The organism is Stenotrophomonas sp. RIT309 (assembly GCF_000632045.1).
Classification (GTDB): Bacteria; Pseudomonadota; Gammaproteobacteria; order Xanthomonadales; family Xanthomonadaceae; genus Stenotrophomonas; species Stenotrophomonas indicatrix.
Genome location: NZ_JFYS01000042.1, coordinates 151,849 through 168,091, shown reverse-complemented (window position 1 = coordinate 168,091; position 16,243 = coordinate 151,849). Strand labels below are relative to the sequence as shown.

Genomic DNA, 16,243 nt, shown 5'->3' with positions numbered 1-16,243 from the left:
GCCGCCCTTGCGTGGGGATACTCGGTACGCGAGTTCCTGTTGCACCGCATCTGTTGGAAGGGAAGCCACAATGAAACCGACTGCATCCTCGCTGGCGGGCTCTGGCCTCGCCTGCCTCACCCTGCTGACGGTGTTGGCTTTGGGCAGTGGTTGCAGCAGCGTCCGCGACGCATGCCTCGCCGAAATCAGGCCGGGCCCACGATGCGACTTCACCGAAGGCGCCACCTTCGACAACCGGGCGTCCTACCTGTCGGCAGGACAGGAAAATGCGCCCATCGGCGCGCTTTCCAGGCTCTTTGGCGTCTACAACAAGGACATCCACCAGGTCACGATCCGCCAGGAGGCGAGCCGGCTGGTGGCCCGCTTCCATGCCGCCGACGGCCCCGGCATCGAGGCTGCAGGCAGCGCTGCCAGCAAGAGCTACAGCGCCGAAGGAGAACAGCTGGTCATCAACCGGTGGTCATCGTGCAAACCGGGCGAGGCCGGCGCCGGCTGCGTCTGGTCACGCGTGGAACTGTCCTGCACGGTGGAAAACGATCTGGTGGTGAAGCAGGTGGACGGAGGCGCGGTCCTGCTGGCCCTGATCATCCCGATGGGCCAGCGCAGGACCCAGTTCGGGGTGTACCGGCGGGTCGACCCTGCAGAATGAATCGACAGAAGGCCCCGGGTCGTTGGGCCCGGAGCCTTCGGCCACAGTGCAGCAGGCTTACAGGCCGCGGTTGCGCACCTGCTCCTGCTGCTGTTCCTGCGCGCGCTGGTTGAACTGGACATCCAGTTCCTCGGTCTGGCGGGTGCTGGCCTCGACCGACTGCGACACGGCCTGTCGACTGTCGACGAAGGTGCGCTGCGCAGCCGGGTCGCCGACATTGCCCTGCACGGCGAACAAGCCGCTGCCATCCGGGCGTGCGACCACATGGTCGATCTGGCGCATGCCGGCGACCTTGCTCTCGTAGGCCAGCTGGCCGGCGGCGCGTTCGGTTTCCTGCGCATTGGCGAACAGCGGGCACAGGCCAGCCTGCACGCGCTGCTGCTGCAGCTCCTGCAGTTTCTCCAGGGCCTGGTTGAAGCGCGGATTCTCGGCATGCGAAGGATCGCGCATGCTGGGCGCTGCCGGTGCGGTCGGTTCGGTGCGTGCCGGGGCGGCGGCGGTCTGTGCGCCGGCCTTCACTGCCGCCGGGTCGTCCAGGCGCGCCAGGGTCTGGCGGCCGGCCTTGCCATCCTGCTCCAGGCCATTGTTGGCCTGGAACTGCTTGACCGCTGCCAGCGTGTCCTTGCCGAAGATGCCATCGGTGCCCAGCGCCTTGCCGTCGGCGGCGGTGTAACCCAGCGCGGCCAGCTTGCCCTGCAGCGCCTTGACCTCATCGCCGCGTTCGTCCTTCACCAGCATGCCGTCGGCCATCGGCGCCTGCTGCGTGACGCGTGCGGCCTGCGCTGCTTCCGGCCCCTGCGCGAGTACCTTGCCGCCGAGGGTTATGCGGTCGTTGAGCATGTCGCCGAGGTAGCGGCGGAACTGCGCCGGCTCCACTTCGATATGCGCATGCACCGCACCAGGCGACCCCACATCGGACTGGCGAACCAGCGGCGCACCGTACTCGACGAAATCGCCGGTCTTGTACGGGATGGAGCCAACCGCGCCATGCAATACCTGGCCCACAAGCTCGCGGCGGGCATCGCCGGCCGGGTGGCTGTAGATGCTGATGGAATTGGTGCCGTCCTTGTTGAGCTGGACGTAGCCGGCCACCGGACTGGGAATCATCAGGCTGCGCCCGCCCGACCGATCGGTCAGGATCAGGTCCTTCTGCACCAGCGGAATGCCGTTGGTGTCCCCACGCTTGCGCACGGCCTCCAGTTCGCCGTCGACCATGTCCGCGGTGCGGTCAACCTTGCTGGCATCGCCCGCGCGCACGGCTGCGGCGTTGGTGTTGGGATGGTGGATCTTCAACTCACGGAACGCGTCCTCGCCGCTGATGCCGTGGCGAAGGACGCGGTTGCTGCTGCCGTTGCCGAAGGGTTCCACCACGGAAATGCGCTCGCCACCGGGCGCTGCGGCGCCTGCAGGGCCAGTGTGCTGCTGCGCTGCGGCTGGCGCAGCCCTCGTCGGGGCTGCCGGCACAGCCGGCGTGGCAGGGGTAGCAGGCGAAGGCGCGGCAGGGCGATGCTGTGCGGCCTCGGCATCGATCGTGCGACGCGTCTGTGCGTCGGCCATGCCGGTGGCCGGCAGATGGTGCTGCTGCTGGAACACATTGATGGCGTGCTGGCTGCCCGCCCCAAGGTAGCCATCGGCGGTGATCGCTTTGCCATGCGCATCGGTCAGGCCCAGCGCGGCCATGTCACGCTGCAGCGCGCGCGCCTCGCGGTCGATCGCACCCAGCGTGGTCGGCCCGGCCTTGCCGTCGACCGGAGTCAGGCCATGGTCACGCTGGAAAGCTTCGACGGCCTGCCGGGTGCTGGCATCGAACTGGCGATCAGGATGGATCGCCTGGGCACCCGCGCCGCCATAACCCAGCGCGTGCAGGTTGTGTTCCAGCTTTTCCACCGCGCGGCCGGTAGAGCCCTCTTTCAGCACCTGCGGGCCACCGCCACCGTGCTTGTGCGAGCGCGCCTGTTCCAGCGCTATGCGGATGTCGGGATCGTTGCCTTCGGTGGCCGGCGCGAAGTCGCGGCGCCCCACTTTCAGATGTGCGCGATCCATCTCCGCCGAGTGGCGGGGATAGGCATCTTCATAAGCAGCGGCGACGTCGGCGGCCGCCAAGCCGGCATAGTATTTCTTGTCCTGGCGGATCTCGGCCGCCTTGTCGCGCAGGTCCTGGTAATCACCACCCCGCTTCAGTACGGCTTCCAGCTGCGGCAGTGTCCCCGGCAATTGGTTGGCGGACTTGGCGATCAGCGCGATCGCTTCGAAACGCTTGTCTTCTGCAATACCACCACCGTGCTTGTCCAGCATCGTCATGGCGATGCGGGTGGCGTTGCGCACCTGCGGGTAGTCCACGTGGGTGTGGATCCACTGCTTGCCTTCGGGCGAACCGGCCCAGGCGTTGATGCTGTCGCGGGTCGGGACATCGATGAAGCGGATCGAGGAGCGTTTGCCCTGGCCGTCGCCGTGACTGAGCAGGTCCGCGCGCAGATCGGCGCGGTCGCTGGTGAAGGGCAGATGGTGCGCTTTGGCGTAGCTGCTGGCCTGCTGGATGACTGCGTCCACGTAGGTCGTCTCGCCGGGCTTCAGCGCACGCTCTTCGGTGGCGCCCAGCGGCCATTTGCCGCGCTGGCCGAAGTCGACCTGGATGGTCCCCAGCGAATAGCCACTGTTGGCGGCCACCGCGCTGACCGTGCCCCACTTCGGCTCATCCAGTCCCTTGGTGATGCCGGCGATGCTGAGGTGGTACGACGATCCGCCACCTTCGGTGCCGCGTCCGACAGCGAAAAACACCGCGCCAGCGGTTGCGTCAAGGTTACGGGTATCGATGTTGTTCGGCATGGCTCACTTCCTTGTCCGTGGAGGGATGACCGTGTTGCGGATTACGGACCGATCAGGCGCAGATAGGTTTCCAGCTGATCGGCGCGCGCGCGCAGGCGCTCGGTGTCATTCAATTTCTGCTGCAGGTTGCCCGGCTGCGAATCGTCGTACAGCACGGTTTCCAGTTCGCCATCGCGCTGGCGCGATTGCAGCCACGCCCGTTGCGCGGCCAGCAGGCGGGCCTTGGCCGAGGTGTCGAGATGTCCCTGCAACTGCTGGTATGCCTGGTTCAACCGGCGGTCCTGCCGGTCCGATTCGCTGGACAGGCAGGCGGCCTCTTCGATGGAGCCCTGCGCGCGGCCTGAGCACGCCTGGAAGGCCGCGCTCAGCGCGGGCGCTGCATGCACCTGGCCGGTGCACAGCACCGCCATCGCCATCGCCGCTAACACAATGCCCGAGGTCCTGCTCGCCATGGTCTGCTTCCTACCGGTCAATGCTTCAATGCGTTGCACACGACGAATGCCCCGTCAGGGGGCCAGCATGCGCTTCTGCAGCTCCACTGCGCGGTTGGCGTAGCGGTTGATACGGCACGACTGCGCGTCCAGCGCCTGGCCCACGCTCTCCGTGGCCACACTGCAGCGCTTGTCGGTGTCTTCGGCCCAGTTTGCCTGCTCGTCCATCCAGCGGTCCTTGGCCGGGCCGTCGGGGCTGTCCATTAGCCGCGCAACCTGTGCTTCCAGCAGCGCTTTGTGGTGGGCGAGCTCGGTCGTGTCGCAGACTTCCAGCTGATCGTCCATACCCCGGGCATCCTGCACGCACCGGGTGTATTCGGGCCGCAGCGTTGCCTGGGTATAGGAGGTATCGGGCGGGCCACTTTGCGCCATCAATGCGTCGGCACGGTTCGCCACGCGGAACAGGCGGCACTCCTGTGCCTTCTGCAGGTCATCCACACCGGCATTGGACGGAGCGGCGCAATGACGGTCGGTATCGCTGCGCCAGGTTGCCTGGGTGGCAAGGAACGCCTGCTTCGCAGCAGCGTCGAGCCCGGTCACAGCCTTGCTGGCACCCTCCTGCAGGCGCCCTTCCTGATAGGCCAGTTCATCCTTGCCGCAGGCCTGCAGCTTGCCCGCATCCTCCACGCCATCCACGCACCAGCCATAAGCCGGGCGCAGACGACCGTTCGTGTAGGACGCATCGGGGTACCCGGAGGAATCACCAGACGCTGGGGTGGGGGTCGCTGCCGGCGATGCCGCGGCGAGCGGTGCCGGGGTGGGCGCCGCTTCGGCCGACGCAGGGGAAGAAGGTGCCTGGCACGCGGTGAGCGCCAGGCACAGGGCCAGCACCTTCCAGTACCGACGGCCGAAGGCGATCTGTTCATTGCCCCGACGGGCATCCATTGCCTGCATTGCTTGTATCCCCCTTGCGTGTCGCCAGCGGTCGCCGGCCGGGAGGGGCCGTCCATCGGCCCCATCACGGTGGCAATCCTACGACAGCGGCGGTTTCAGATGGCTGACTGGATTCAGCTTGCGCGGACGGCGTCGCAGAAACTGCCTGGCCAGTTCGAGGCATGGAGCCGCGAGCGCGCGGTCAATGTGCGCTGCCCCTGCCCCCCACCTGTTCGATCAGCGTCTGGCTGGCCGCATTGAGGCCGACAACACTGACTTCGGCGCCATGCGCGGTCAGCTTTTCCTGCGCGCGTTGCAGCGCGGCGACGGCAGTCAGATCCCACAGGTGGGCCTCCCGCAGGTCGATCTGTACCTTCGGCGCCACGTGCTGGTAGTCGAACGCCGCACCCAGCTGTCCGGCGGAGGCGAAGAATACCTGGCCGCGCACGCGGTAGACCTGCATGTCCATGTCCGCAACGTCTTCGCGTTGCACGTCGAGCATGCGGCCCACCTTGCGGGCGAAGAACAGGGCAGACAACAGCACGCCGCTGAGCACACCCTTGGCCAGGTCGTGGGTGGTCACGGTGACCACCACGGTCAGCAGCATCACTGCCGACGAGCTGCGCGGATGCGTGCGCAGGTCGCGCAGCGAGCGCCAGCTGAAGGTCCCGATGCTGACCATGATCATCACCGCCACCAGTGCGGCCATCGGGATCTGCCGCACCAAGTGGCTGCCGTATACCACCAGCACCAGCAGCAGCACGCCGGCCACCAGGCAGGACAGGCGGCCTCGACCGCCGGAGGTCACGTTGATCACCGACTGACCGATCATCGCGCAGCCGGCCATGCCACCGAGGAAACCGGTGACCGTGTTGGCCAGGCCCTGGCCGACGCACTCGCGGTTGCGCTCACTGGGCGTCTCGGTGATGTCCTCGACAATCTGCAGGGTCATCATCGATTCGAGCAGGCCGACCACCGCCAGCGTGGCTGACACCGGCAGCAGGATGCGCAGCGTTTCCCAGGTGAAGGGCACATCGGGGATGAGGAAGTACGGCAGGCTGTCGGGCAGCTGGCCCATGTCGCCCACGCTGCGTACATCGATGCCGAAGCCGATGACCACGGCGGTGAGCACGATGATCGCCACCAGCGGCGAAGGCACTGCGCGGGTGATGCGCGGCAGCAGGTAGATGATCGCCAACGCGGCGGCGCACAGCACATACACGGTGGGGCCGCGACCGATCAGCTCGGGCATCTGGGCCAGGAAGATCAGGATGGCCAACGCGTTGACGAAGCCGGTGATGACCGAGCGCGAGACGAAGCGCATCAGCGAGCCCAGCTTGAACACGCCGGCCAGCACCTGCAGCAGGCCGGCCAGGATGCTGGCGGCAAACAGGTACTGCAGGCCGTGGTCCTTGACCAGGTCGACCATCACCAGCGCCATCGCGCCGGTGGCGGCGGAGATCATGCCGGGGCGGCCGCCTGCAATCGCGGTGATGACGGCAATGGAGAAAGCAGCATACAGGCCGACCTTGGGGTCTACGCCGGCGATCAACGAAAACGCGATGGCTTCGGGAATCAGTGCCAGGGCGACGACGGTGCCGGACAGCAGATCACCACGGAGGTTGCCGAGCCATTGCTGGCGCAGGGGATAAGAGGTTTGCATGGGAAAACTCCGCGCACACGTGGGCTGGGCCACGTGGCGCTGCAGTGAAAGACGCGGGTTCCTGAGCCGGTTGGGCCGGCTGCCGAGGGGCGGCAAGGGTCAGGGTGGCGTGATCACTGCAGTGCGTCGTCGGGGAGCGTGGAAGGGGCGCAGTCTACGGGAAGGGGCCGGGCGGCTCAAATGGCCGCCCGGCTGCGCGGCCGCGTCAGTAAGTGTGGGCCGCGATCAGGAAATTAGGTAGCTGCCCGGCAAAGCTCTGATAGGACGCTCCATTCAACGATCGTGGTCGGTTTTCCCGGCGGCGGCAGTAGTTCAAGCGTAGCTGCGAGCTATTCGGGGTATTGATGAAAGGCTGGTAGCGCATGTTGCCGCGCAGGGTTGGACCACTGCCATGGAAGGCATAGATGTCGTGGCAAAGGCCAATGTCGGACATGAGGTAGGCAAGGTTTTCCCCAGGGCCGTTGAACAGGGGCCCCTGACGCAAATTGTCGGTTGACATCTCGGTGAAGCTAGGCACGCTGGCGCCGGACTTGTCGATCAGGCCGGCTATGCGCAAAGGGCGATTGGACATGTCCCATTGAATGGAGCCATCTGGATTGAACACTTGCATACCGGTGCTCCCACTGACCGTTGCACGCCCCCAGGCCCACCAGTCAAAGCTGGTGGTGCCTTGTGCCATGTTCCAGGAAAAACCATTCGTGGAAGATGCCACCTGCGCGGATCCGCCATTGCAGCGGATGAACACAAGATACGGAACGCTCTGAGGCGGAAGGCTGACGTATCCGCCCACGCCATAAACAGATGGGTTGCTTGCAACCGCCTGCGTCCCCTTGGCGATAGCGAAAAAGACGAAAGAGTGCGCGTTCACCAGCACGGGGACGCCACTATCGTTGGTGACTTCAAGACCGACGGACATCAGAAGGTTCCATAGAAAATGTAAGTGGAGGGATTGGCGATCGGTGAGAACGTGAACCGCATCATCAGCGTGTTGCCCCCATCAATGAACGACATGACGCCCATGTTCGGGGCGGAGAACTGATTTCCGTTCTGGTCCTGCCAGCTGTCGGACGTCGGACTGGGAAGAATGGCAAATGGCTGCCCCAGCCCCGCCAGGCCGACCGGACTCTGGGAATTGCCGGTGATCGTCATGCCACCCATCACCTTTCCGGCCCGATCATTGGTGTCGAACCACATCTGCCCATCCGGGCCGAAAATCTGCATACCTGTTGCCATCACCAGATCCCCATGCGGACGCGCACGCGACCGCTGCTGTCGTAAACGTGGATGACACTGTCATTGATGGTCAGGCGGCCACCGTTCTCGGGGCCACTCATCGTCAACGTGCCGTTCTTGTCGAGTCTCCATCGGGGCTGACCATCGGCCCCCACGGCGTTGGACTGGATCACATCGCCGATCATCGCGTTCTGGATCCAGCCAGTGCCGATCAGTGCCTGGCTGATGAAGGTCTGCCCGCCCTGTACCACGAACGGCGCACTGACCTGGCCACTGTTGGTGTTGAACAATGCGAAGCGATCGGCCTGCATCAGGATCTGGCTCTGGTAACTGCCATCGGGCTGCTGCTCCACGCCCAGACCCATGCCGGCCATGTAGATCTGACCTGCACTGCTGATCTGCGCCTTGACCGTATAGGTCGCGCTGACCTTGCCATCCAGATTCACCACGGCCTGCGAGACCTGCTGCACGGCCGCGCTGACGCCTTCGATCTTGCCAGGTACGCCATCGATGGAGGCTTCAACCGTGTCCACGCGCTTGGCCAGCGCCGCGTCCTTTTCGGCCATCACGCTGTAGACGGTGATGGCGCCGGCGGTAACGTCGTTCTCACCGACGTTGTAGTCCTCCTCGCCCGCACTGTGGTCGCTGACCTGGGCGAACAGGCCATCGACTTTCTGCCCCTGCGCAGCCACCTTGCCATCGACCTCGGTGACATCCATCTCAAGCTGATCGACCCGACCGACAATGGCACCGGCATCGGCGATCGCATCGCCCACATCCTTCCAATGCGTGCCCGGCGGCGTTTCGTTGCCCGCTGCAGTGTCCTGCCAGCTCCAGATCCGGCCGTCATGGATGACGGTCTGGCCCGCGGTATAGGTCGCCTCCGCATCCCAGACCAGCGGCAGCACCTCGCTGACGCGCTCGATCTTCTGCTGCAGTTGCTGGCCAAGTGCACTTTCGTTGATGCGACCGGCGAAGTAGGCGTCATAGTCCGCCTGGTTGCTGCTGGACTCTCCCAGTACGCCAGCGCCCACCGGGTGCCATGGACCTATGTTGCCGCTGCGATCAACCAGGCGACCCCAGAACCAGAAACGTGCGCCGGCCGCCAGGCCATTCATCTGGTGCCGTGCCTGCGGATAGGCAAAGTCACCGAGTTTGATGGCCGCTGCACGGTCAGGACTGGTGCTGTACCAGAGCTCGGTACGCTCGGTATCGGTAGCACCAACAGGGAACTGCCAGTCCAGCTCGATGCCGAAAACGCGACTGCGGACCGTGAGCGAAGACAGCGCTGGCGGTGGCGTGGTCTTGCCCTCAATCGTCGTCAGCGCGCTGACCATCGGCTGCGACACCGCTCCCAGCGCATTGACTGCACGAACCCGGGCCAGGTACTGGCCGGCGTAGATGCCGCGCACTTCCAGGCTCTGCGTACCCACGCGGCCGGCACGGACCCAGTTGAGATCACCACGACGCCATTCCACGTCATAGGCAATCGCCTTGTCCGCCGCGTCCCACTCGATGGTGAGTACGGAAGTGGCGATACCCTGGTCGACGACCACATGCGAGGCCATCCGCACGTTCGCTGGCGGAGGCTGCACACTGGGTGGCACGATGCTGATCGGCGGCTGCTCCAGGCGCGTGCCATCGTCGATGGCGGCGTACTTGCCCGGCACATGCTTGAGCGCGGTGATCTGGTAGGTCAGCTCTTCGCCTTCACTGATCGACAGCACGCGGTACTGCTGCAGCGCCAGCTCCGGCGACTCCAGTGCCCAGACCGACTGCGCGACCGGTACTGCCGACCACGGCGCGGTGACGGTGACCGTCTCGCCATCAACCGACTGCACGGTACGTGCTTCGGAATGCCCATTGGGCAGCGTCGCACGCAGGGTATCACCGGCTTCAATCTTCTCCGGCGGCTGGTCCAGCACCAAGGTGCGCGCACCCGCGCTGCGGATGCGCCCTGCATTGCGGCGACCGGCGCGGTTCGGGTCGGCCACCTGGATGATGTCGCCGGGCATGCAACCCAGGGCATCCAGCCCCACCGAGAAGCTGATCGTCTCGGTTTCCAGCATCTCGGTGTGCAGGATGTGGTTGCCCACGCGCTGCGCCTGCGAACGCGAATGGCAACCCACCGCCGTCACTTCGGTCTGGTTGATGCCATAGCGGGCGACCCCCGGCAGGTGCTGCACCACTTCGACCTTCTGCCGGCCGAAATCATCCGGATCGATCCAGGACACCAGAGCGACGGTGTGCCGCGCCGTGCGGCTGCTTCCCGCATAGTGGAAGCGGCCCTCGATGACATTGGCCTGGCTGTAGGTCAGCAGCGGGTCCTTGGGCATGTCGGCCGAAGCCATGACCTGGCCAGCTGCATAGAAGCTGATGCCGCGGAACATGGTGGCGATGTCCTGCAGCACCCTGTATGCCTCAGCGCGGGTCTGCAGGTACAGGCTGCAGGTGAATCGTGGCTCCCTGCCGCCCTGGCCATCGCTGACCAGTTCGTCGCAGTAGCGGGCGATCTGGTAGAGGCGCCACTTGTCCACCCAGTCCAGCGGGATGCGATGACCCAGGCCGAAGCGATCGTTGGTGACGATGTCGAAGAATACCCACGCCGGATTGTTGGTCCAGCCGCTCTTGAAGGTGCCATCCCACACACCGCTGTAGACGCGGGTGAGCGGGTCATAGTTGGACGGAATGCGTACGATGCGCCCCCACAGCTGATACGAGCGCGTGGGAATGTTCTGGAACTGGCTGGCGTCGACCTGCACCGCCGCCAGCGCGCAGTTGGGATAGCGCAGCTTGGCATCGATGATCTCGGTCATCGACAGCACGTTGACGGTATCGGCGATGGTGCTGCTGTTGGCGTTCGCGGTCAGCCGTCGGATGCGCACCTGCCACTGGCTGCCTGCCGGAAGATCGATGCGGCGGCTGCGTTCGTACTGGCTGGTGGTCTTGCCACTGAAAGCGTCGTTCAGCACGGTGCTGAACGGGCCGCCGTCCGTGGACAGGTCCACCGCATACATGATGCGATAGCCCTCGGTATCACCGTTTTCGGTGTTGGTCTTCTGCAGCGCGGGCACCGCAAAGCGGATGCGCACCGCCGACAGATCGGCACCGGACACGGTGCGAACCACCGGCGCGTCGCTGCGCAGTTCGACGTTGACGCCGACTTCGTTCTCGATCGAGGGGAAGCCGCTGATGTGCTCCTGGTCCTGGGTACCGGAACGCGTCTGCACGTCCACGCCGGAGAAGTTCAGCGTGCCGTCCGGGTTCTCGATCGGCACCTGGTCCAGGTAGATCGACTGCTTGCCCGCTACCAGCCCGCGGATCTCGCCTTCACTGGCCAGGTCGATGATGCGGGCCACTGCCATCGAGTGCAGGCTGTCCGGCGTTTCCACCGGCGTGCGTGCATTGCTGGCGCCCTTCTTTGCACCCACCAATGTGGGTATGGGTGCACTGCGCTCACGCTGTGCGGAATGAATGATCTGGTTCAAAACTGGTCCTCCGCCAGGATGCCGCCGCTGATCACGGCCGAGCCGATGAACATGCCTTTCTTGTCATGGCCGCCGTAGGCCACCGGGACAGGATTGCCTTGCGCCTGGGTGTTGACGGTGCCGTTCATGCTGTAGCTGGGGGCGTTGTCTGGCGAGTCTTTGGCGCCCAGGCCTTTTGGCTGGGGGGAGAGCATTTGCACGACACCACCGGCAATCATGCTGGCGCCGGCGACGATGACGTTGGGTCCGTATGCTGCGGCAGGCGTGTAGAGCATGATCACACCTACTACAACCATGACGACGCCCATGATCGTCTGCAACACACCACCCCGCTTGCTGCCCACCATCACCGGCGCGATGCGGATGTCATCCTGTCCCGGCGGATCGTGCAGCTGATCCCGCGACAGGTTCTGCTTGCCGTTGAACACGGCAAACTCCATGCCCTTGGACTTGGCGCCCATCAGGTACTGCTGGAAGCCGGGCACCAGCACGCACAACGCATGCACGGCCTCGGCCGGGCTGTTCACCGCCAGCCGGAACTTGCGCCCGAAGCGCGCGCCCAGCTTGCCGTACAGGCGGATGGTACGAAGACGGTCAGTCATGGCGCACCTCGCGATGGCGGACGATGCAACGGGTGCGCTCGGCCCACATGCCGCCGTAGGGCACGGACTCGGAAAGACGACCGTGCAGGTGATGCAGCATCTGCCCGTTGCCCAGGTAGACGCCGGCGTGATTGGTCACCGGCGAGCGGATCTGCATCAGGATCATGTCGCCACGCCGCGGTTCGCCTTCGATCAGGTCGAAGCCTTCCGCATGCAGTCGTTCAAGGCTGTACAGGTCCTGGCCCTTGTCCCACCAGTCGTCGTCGCGGGTGTAGTCGGACAAGGAAATGCCCAGTTCGCGCGCGTGGAAGTCGCGCACCAGGCTGTAGCAGTCCAGCACGCCGTGGGCGAACTGGCGGCCGACCAGCGGCGCAACATAGCCGTTCGGCTGGATGGTCTGCAGGTCACCGCATTCGGGTGCCTCGCCATCCACCTGACCGACGCTGACGATGTGCCAGGTCAGGCCACTGTGCTCGCACATCACCCGATCCGCGTCGGACGGTGTGGCGGCTGCGTCCGGATGGCTGTGCACCAGGGCCAGCACCTCGCCCTTGTCCTCGGCCACGGCATAGTCCTCGGCCGGCAGGCGGAAGTGTTCACTGGGCGTACCCGCGAGGTTGCGGCACGGCAGATAGTGCTCGTGGCCTTCGATGGCCACGATCAGCCCGCAGCACTCGCGCGGGTACTCGGCCACGGCATGTGCCTGGATGGCCTGCAGGGTTGTTGGTTGCATGTTTCACCCATGAAAAAAGCCCGCGCGAGCGGGCCTTGAAGTGGAAAGTCGGAGAGCGGGATCAGGAACGAAGCAGGCCAGCGGCCGGGAAGCCGCCGTAGGGCAAGGGTTTGTCCTGGCCGAAACGCATCTTGCAGCTGCGCACACGGCCCCCGCACTGGTCGCGGGCGGGATCATCGGTGGCCACGTCGTCGCCATCGGCAACCGCCGGACCGTTGTAGCCGCAGTAGGGGCCGCGGTAGCCACCCCGCACCAGCCAGCCACACATGCCGGCGATGATCTGCCGACCAGGCAGCTGTTCGCCGTTGAGATCGATGGCCGTGGTCAGTTCGAACTCCACCGTCTGCTTGTCCTCACCGACCTTGCGCTCGATGAACCAGACCTCGTCGGGGAAGTGCTCTGCCGGATCGGCGCTGGAATTTCCCTCTTCGAAGTTGGCTGCATCCAGGTACTTGGCGAGCGTCTGCCGACGGATGACACGGGCGCCGACCAGATCATCGAACAGCAGGCACATCGCGGTGATGCGGCCATCGATGTTGCTGACCCGGAGTTTCGGGTTCGGCGGCTGGTCGCTGGTTCGTTCAAAGCCGCTGGCTTCGATCGGCCAGGGGCCGTACTCCTGCCCCTGCCAGATGATCACACCGCTCTGCAGGTGCGCGTGGAAGAACAGCTGGTCGGCACCGAAACTGCTGGCGTCCAGTTCGAAGACGGTAATGCGGCCACCCGGCTCGAGTTGCTGGGCATCGGCGGTGATCATGAGGTGCGCTCCTGAGCGGTGGCGGGATAAGGCGGTACGGGATGGGACGGCTGACCGCAGGGCACGATCACACGGTGTCCGGGGCGCAGTGACGCATTGGTGGTGAAGCCGCTGACGCGGCCGGTTTCGGTCGTGATTGCGCTCATGGCTCAGAGCTCCGCGTCTGCGTGCACCAGAACCTGGGAGGTGGTCGACCACACCACGACCGCTCCGTACTGCTGCATGTTGTTGGACATCGAGGACAACACGGCCGCGTCCACGGTGGACTGCCAGCCCGGATCGCCGCCGTTGAAGTTGATGAGACTGCCTTCGGATCCGAAGCCCACCAGGTTGAGCGCGGTGGAGGGCGAGGTGATCCTGGGCGCCACGCGCTTGCGTACCTTGAACGGGATGCAGGCGCGCGAATCGCCGTTGGCGGTGTAGGTGATTCCCAGGATCCGGTTCACATCAACTGTTTCGTAGTAGCGCTGGCACAGCAACAGTTCAAGCGCTTCGGGCCGGCGATCGAAATCGGTCGCGGTGTCACCCTCCTCGACCTGCATTTCAGCCAGATAGACCACGCCACTCTTCTGTCCCGCCCCGAACGCGCGACCGGCGAAGTTCGCGCCCGCGTCCATCCACAGGCTGAGCTGTAGATAGCTGTCGGCGCCCAGGGTCTGCCCTGCGATGCCAGGCACATCCACGGTCAACTGGTGCCAGCGCCACATCGTATCGAGCGTGACGCCGCCGCCGATGCTGTCCCTTGCCGTTGAGCCGCCGGTGCCGAACGACTGCTGGAATTCCAGGCCCACCTTGAAGTTGTCGACCGTGGCCCTCGCCTTGAAGCTGACGGTGACCCGCTTTCCCGCGAACGTACGCACGTCTTCGATGCGCTGCTGCACCAGTGCCATGCTGTCGGCGCCGGCAACACTTTCGACGACGAGCTTCAGCAGGTGACGGGAACCTGCAATCAGCCTTCCCGCCGCACCACCGCCTGCCGCAATGTCGTCGCGCGATGCAGAGAGAGTGGTCGCGTGCGCGTTCGCCAGCCAGCGATCGGCGGTAGGACGGGCACCGGTAGATGCGGAAAACGCCGTACCCCTTTGCCAGACCCGGAAGTCACCGTTGATAAGGCGATTGCGGCCTGCCATTCGGCTTTCCAGGCCGTCCACGGCGTCTTGTACGCCGTCCAGGCCTGCGTAGACGTCGGCGAAGTTGTCGTTGACCTTGGTGAATGCCGGGCGCTGTGTTTCACCCCGTTTACCATTCGCTTGAATGGTATCTAGGTCGATGATTTTTCTTGCCATGAACGCTCCTCTAGATTCCTGCGGGCCCGCGCTCCGGCGGACCGCTGTCGGAAGTCCCGCACACCCAGTCGAATGTCTCCGGCTGCGGTAGTTTCTGCCTGATCTGTTCCCAGGTCTGCGCATCTTCGGGCGATGCGATGGTCAGATTTGTCAATGCCAGATTGACTGCATCGCGCCACGCCACCATCGCTCGGGCCTCGCAGGAGAGTCCCGAGATCACGCTGCTGATGTAGCTACAGCAGCTTTCTATGGATGTATGCCCCAGTGTCTGGACGTACTCGCACATCCATTGCTCCGCCTGGCGGCGCAGCAGATGGAGGTGCTCGGTGGATCCCGCCGGGTAGGGCGGCGGCGCTGGCGAGGGCGCGTTGCCAGCCAGGATCCACGTCTCATAGTCTCGCCACATCCAGTGGCCACGCGGAATGAACGCTCCGGTGTCTGTGCACTTGATGATGTCCGGATCGTGCGTCAGTTGATACATGTCAAAGCTCCGCATCTGCAGTCCAGTGGAAGGAGGAACCCCAGTTCCCGGGTGCCGACACATAGTTGACCTGGGCTCCGGACTGGCCTGGGTTGACGATCGACGTCACCGTGCCGGCACCACCAGATGCACCAGAGACCTGGCTGACGGCACCGGTTGTGTCGTTGTAGACGGTGTAAGCAGGCGTCGCCCGCTTCAGTACGCGGCAGCGGATGTGCGAGGTACTGCCCACGCCGACCGAGCGGTCATAGAACTGGTTGTCCCGACCGGCCCCATCAGCGGTGCCAGGCGGTACATCTATGTTGTAGCTCTTCTCGAAGTAGCGCTGGCACAGCAGCAGCTCCAATGCGTCTGGTCTACGCTCGAAGTCGGTGGCTGCAGCGCCATCTTCCAACTGCACCATCGCGATGTCGAAGTTGCCTGTCTGATGCCCCAGGCCTGGAACCCGATTGCTGAAGTCCGGACCGGTGGACATCCACAGCGAGACCCATGTGCAGTGTCCGGCACCGTTGGTGTTCTTTCCGGAAACATTGGGTACATCGAACGTCATCGTGTACCTGCTCCAGGTTCCTGTCAGCGTGGCGATGCCAGCAAACATCTGTGTCGAGGAGTCCTGACCACGGAAATCCTGCTCGATTTCCACGGCAATCTTTGATCCGGGCGCTGCCTTCGCATAGAAGGAAAGCGTCAGCTTCCTGCCACTGAGCAGTGTTACGTCTTCGATCAATTGCGAAACGCGCTGGTAGCTGTTCCTGGCCGAAGAGGCGCCTACGTTGACATTCATGTACCAGCGCGGATTGCCAGGAACTGCGGTCTGCCCCGGCTCCAGCGGGAAGCGCGCCATTGAAAGCGTTCCGTTGCCGTTGTCACGCTTCCAGCGATCGGCCAGATAGTTCGAACCTGTGCCCTGTGCCAGGCCCCACCCGCGCTGCCAGAAGCGGAAGTCACCATTGACGAGGTAGTTCCTGGCCAGTGATCTACCGGCCAACGCTGCATCCAGGGCTGCTGGAATTGCCGTGACGGCCTCTTGAGCGTCCTTCAAGCCGCTATACACCTCGGCAAAATTGTCGTTGATCTTGGTGAACGCCGGCCGCTGTGTCTCGCCTCGTTTTCCATTCGGTTGAAGGGAATCGAGGTCGATAATCTTTCTTGTCATGTCGG

General features: G+C 64.6%; 14 protein-coding genes. 1 reads left to right on the top strand and 13 read right to left on the bottom strand.

From position 1 onward, the window contains the following. Positions 1-70 precede the first annotated feature (70 nt). Positions 71-649, top strand: coding sequence for a hypothetical protein (locus BW38_RS02065; RefSeq protein WP_032978221.1), 579 nt, complete (start codon positions 71-73; stop codon positions 647-649). A gap of 57 nt (positions 650-706) precedes the next feature. Here BW38_RS02065 and BW38_RS21890 read toward each other — a convergent pair whose 3' ends face one another. The 13 genes from BW38_RS21890 to BW38_RS02115 all read right to left on the bottom strand — a co-directional run bounded on the left by BW38_RS21890 (position 707) and on the right by BW38_RS02115 (position 16,238). Beyond that, positions 707-3,475, bottom strand: coding sequence for a peptidoglycan-binding protein (locus BW38_RS21890; RefSeq protein ID WP_152543336.1), 2,769 nt, complete (start codon positions 3,473-3,475; stop codon positions 707-709). A 41-nt stretch (positions 3,476-3,516) separates the two neighbouring features. Continuing rightward, positions 3,517-3,927, bottom strand: a complete 411-nt coding sequence (locus tag BW38_RS02070; RefSeq protein ID WP_032978220.1) for a lysozyme inhibitor LprI family protein — start codon at positions 3,925-3,927, stop codon at positions 3,517-3,519. A gap of 54 nt (positions 3,928-3,981) precedes the next feature. Beyond that, a complete protein-coding gene (locus BW38_RS21295) occupies positions 3,982-4,851 on the bottom strand; it encodes a lysozyme inhibitor LprI family protein (protein ID WP_051585146.1) in 870 nt (289 codons plus the stop codon). A gap of 190 nt (positions 4,852-5,041) precedes the next feature. Further along, positions 5,042-6,502 carry a SulP family inorganic anion transporter gene (locus tag BW38_RS02075; RefSeq protein ID WP_032978219.1) on the bottom strand — a complete coding sequence of 487 codons (1,461 nt, stop codon included), beginning with the start codon at positions 6,500-6,502 and terminating at the stop codon, positions 5,042-5,044. Positions 6,503-6,707: 205 nt separating this feature from the next. Then, a complete protein-coding gene (locus BW38_RS02080; protein WP_032978217.1) occupies positions 6,708-7,418 on the bottom strand; it encodes a hypothetical protein in 711 nt (236 codons plus the stop codon). After that, positions 7,418-7,696, bottom strand: a complete 279-nt coding sequence (locus BW38_RS02085) for a hypothetical protein (protein ID WP_235190001.1) — start codon at positions 7,694-7,696, stop codon at positions 7,418-7,420. The genes BW38_RS02080 and BW38_RS02085 overlap by 1 nt, the downstream gene beginning before the upstream one ends. Before the next feature lie 38 nt (positions 7,697-7,734). Further along, positions 7,735-11,223: a phage tail protein gene (locus tag BW38_RS02090; protein ID WP_032978208.1), complete on the bottom strand. Its 3,489-nt coding sequence runs from the start codon at positions 11,221-11,223 to the stop codon at positions 7,735-7,737. Next, on the bottom strand, positions 11,220-11,825 hold the full coding sequence (locus BW38_RS02095) for a tail assembly protein (RefSeq protein WP_032978205.1): 606 nt from the start codon (positions 11,823-11,825) through the stop codon (positions 11,220-11,222). Before BW38_RS02095 ends, BW38_RS02090 begins: the two co-directional genes overlap by 4 nt. Then, on the bottom strand, positions 11,818-12,558 hold the full coding sequence (locus BW38_RS02100) for a C40 family peptidase (protein ID WP_032978202.1): 741 nt from the start codon (positions 12,556-12,558) through the stop codon (positions 11,818-11,820). The genes BW38_RS02095 and BW38_RS02100 overlap by 8 nt, the downstream gene beginning before the upstream one ends. A gap of 61 nt (positions 12,559-12,619) precedes the next feature. Next, the gene (locus BW38_RS02105; protein ID WP_025875707.1) at positions 12,620-13,315 is read right to left on the bottom strand and encodes a phage minor tail protein L; all 696 of its coding nucleotides are present in this window, start codon (positions 13,313-13,315) and stop codon (positions 12,620-12,622) included. A 149-nt stretch (positions 13,316-13,464) separates the two neighbouring features. Beyond that, the gene (locus tag BW38_RS02110) at positions 13,465-14,601 is read right to left on the bottom strand and encodes a hypothetical protein (protein WP_152543335.1); all 1,137 of its coding nucleotides are present in this window, start codon (positions 14,599-14,601) and stop codon (positions 13,465-13,467) included. A gap of 10 nt (positions 14,602-14,611) precedes the next feature. Continuing rightward, entirely contained in the window at positions 14,612-15,082 is a 471-nt protein-coding gene (locus tag BW38_RS21290; RefSeq protein WP_133119368.1) for a hypothetical protein, read from the bottom strand. 1 nt (position 15,083) lies between these two features. Beyond that, the gene (locus BW38_RS02115; RefSeq protein ID WP_152543334.1) at positions 15,084-16,238 is read right to left on the bottom strand and encodes a carbohydrate binding domain-containing protein; all 1,155 of its coding nucleotides are present in this window, start codon (positions 16,236-16,238) and stop codon (positions 15,084-15,086) included. Between the last annotated feature and the right edge of the window lie 5 nt (positions 16,239-16,243).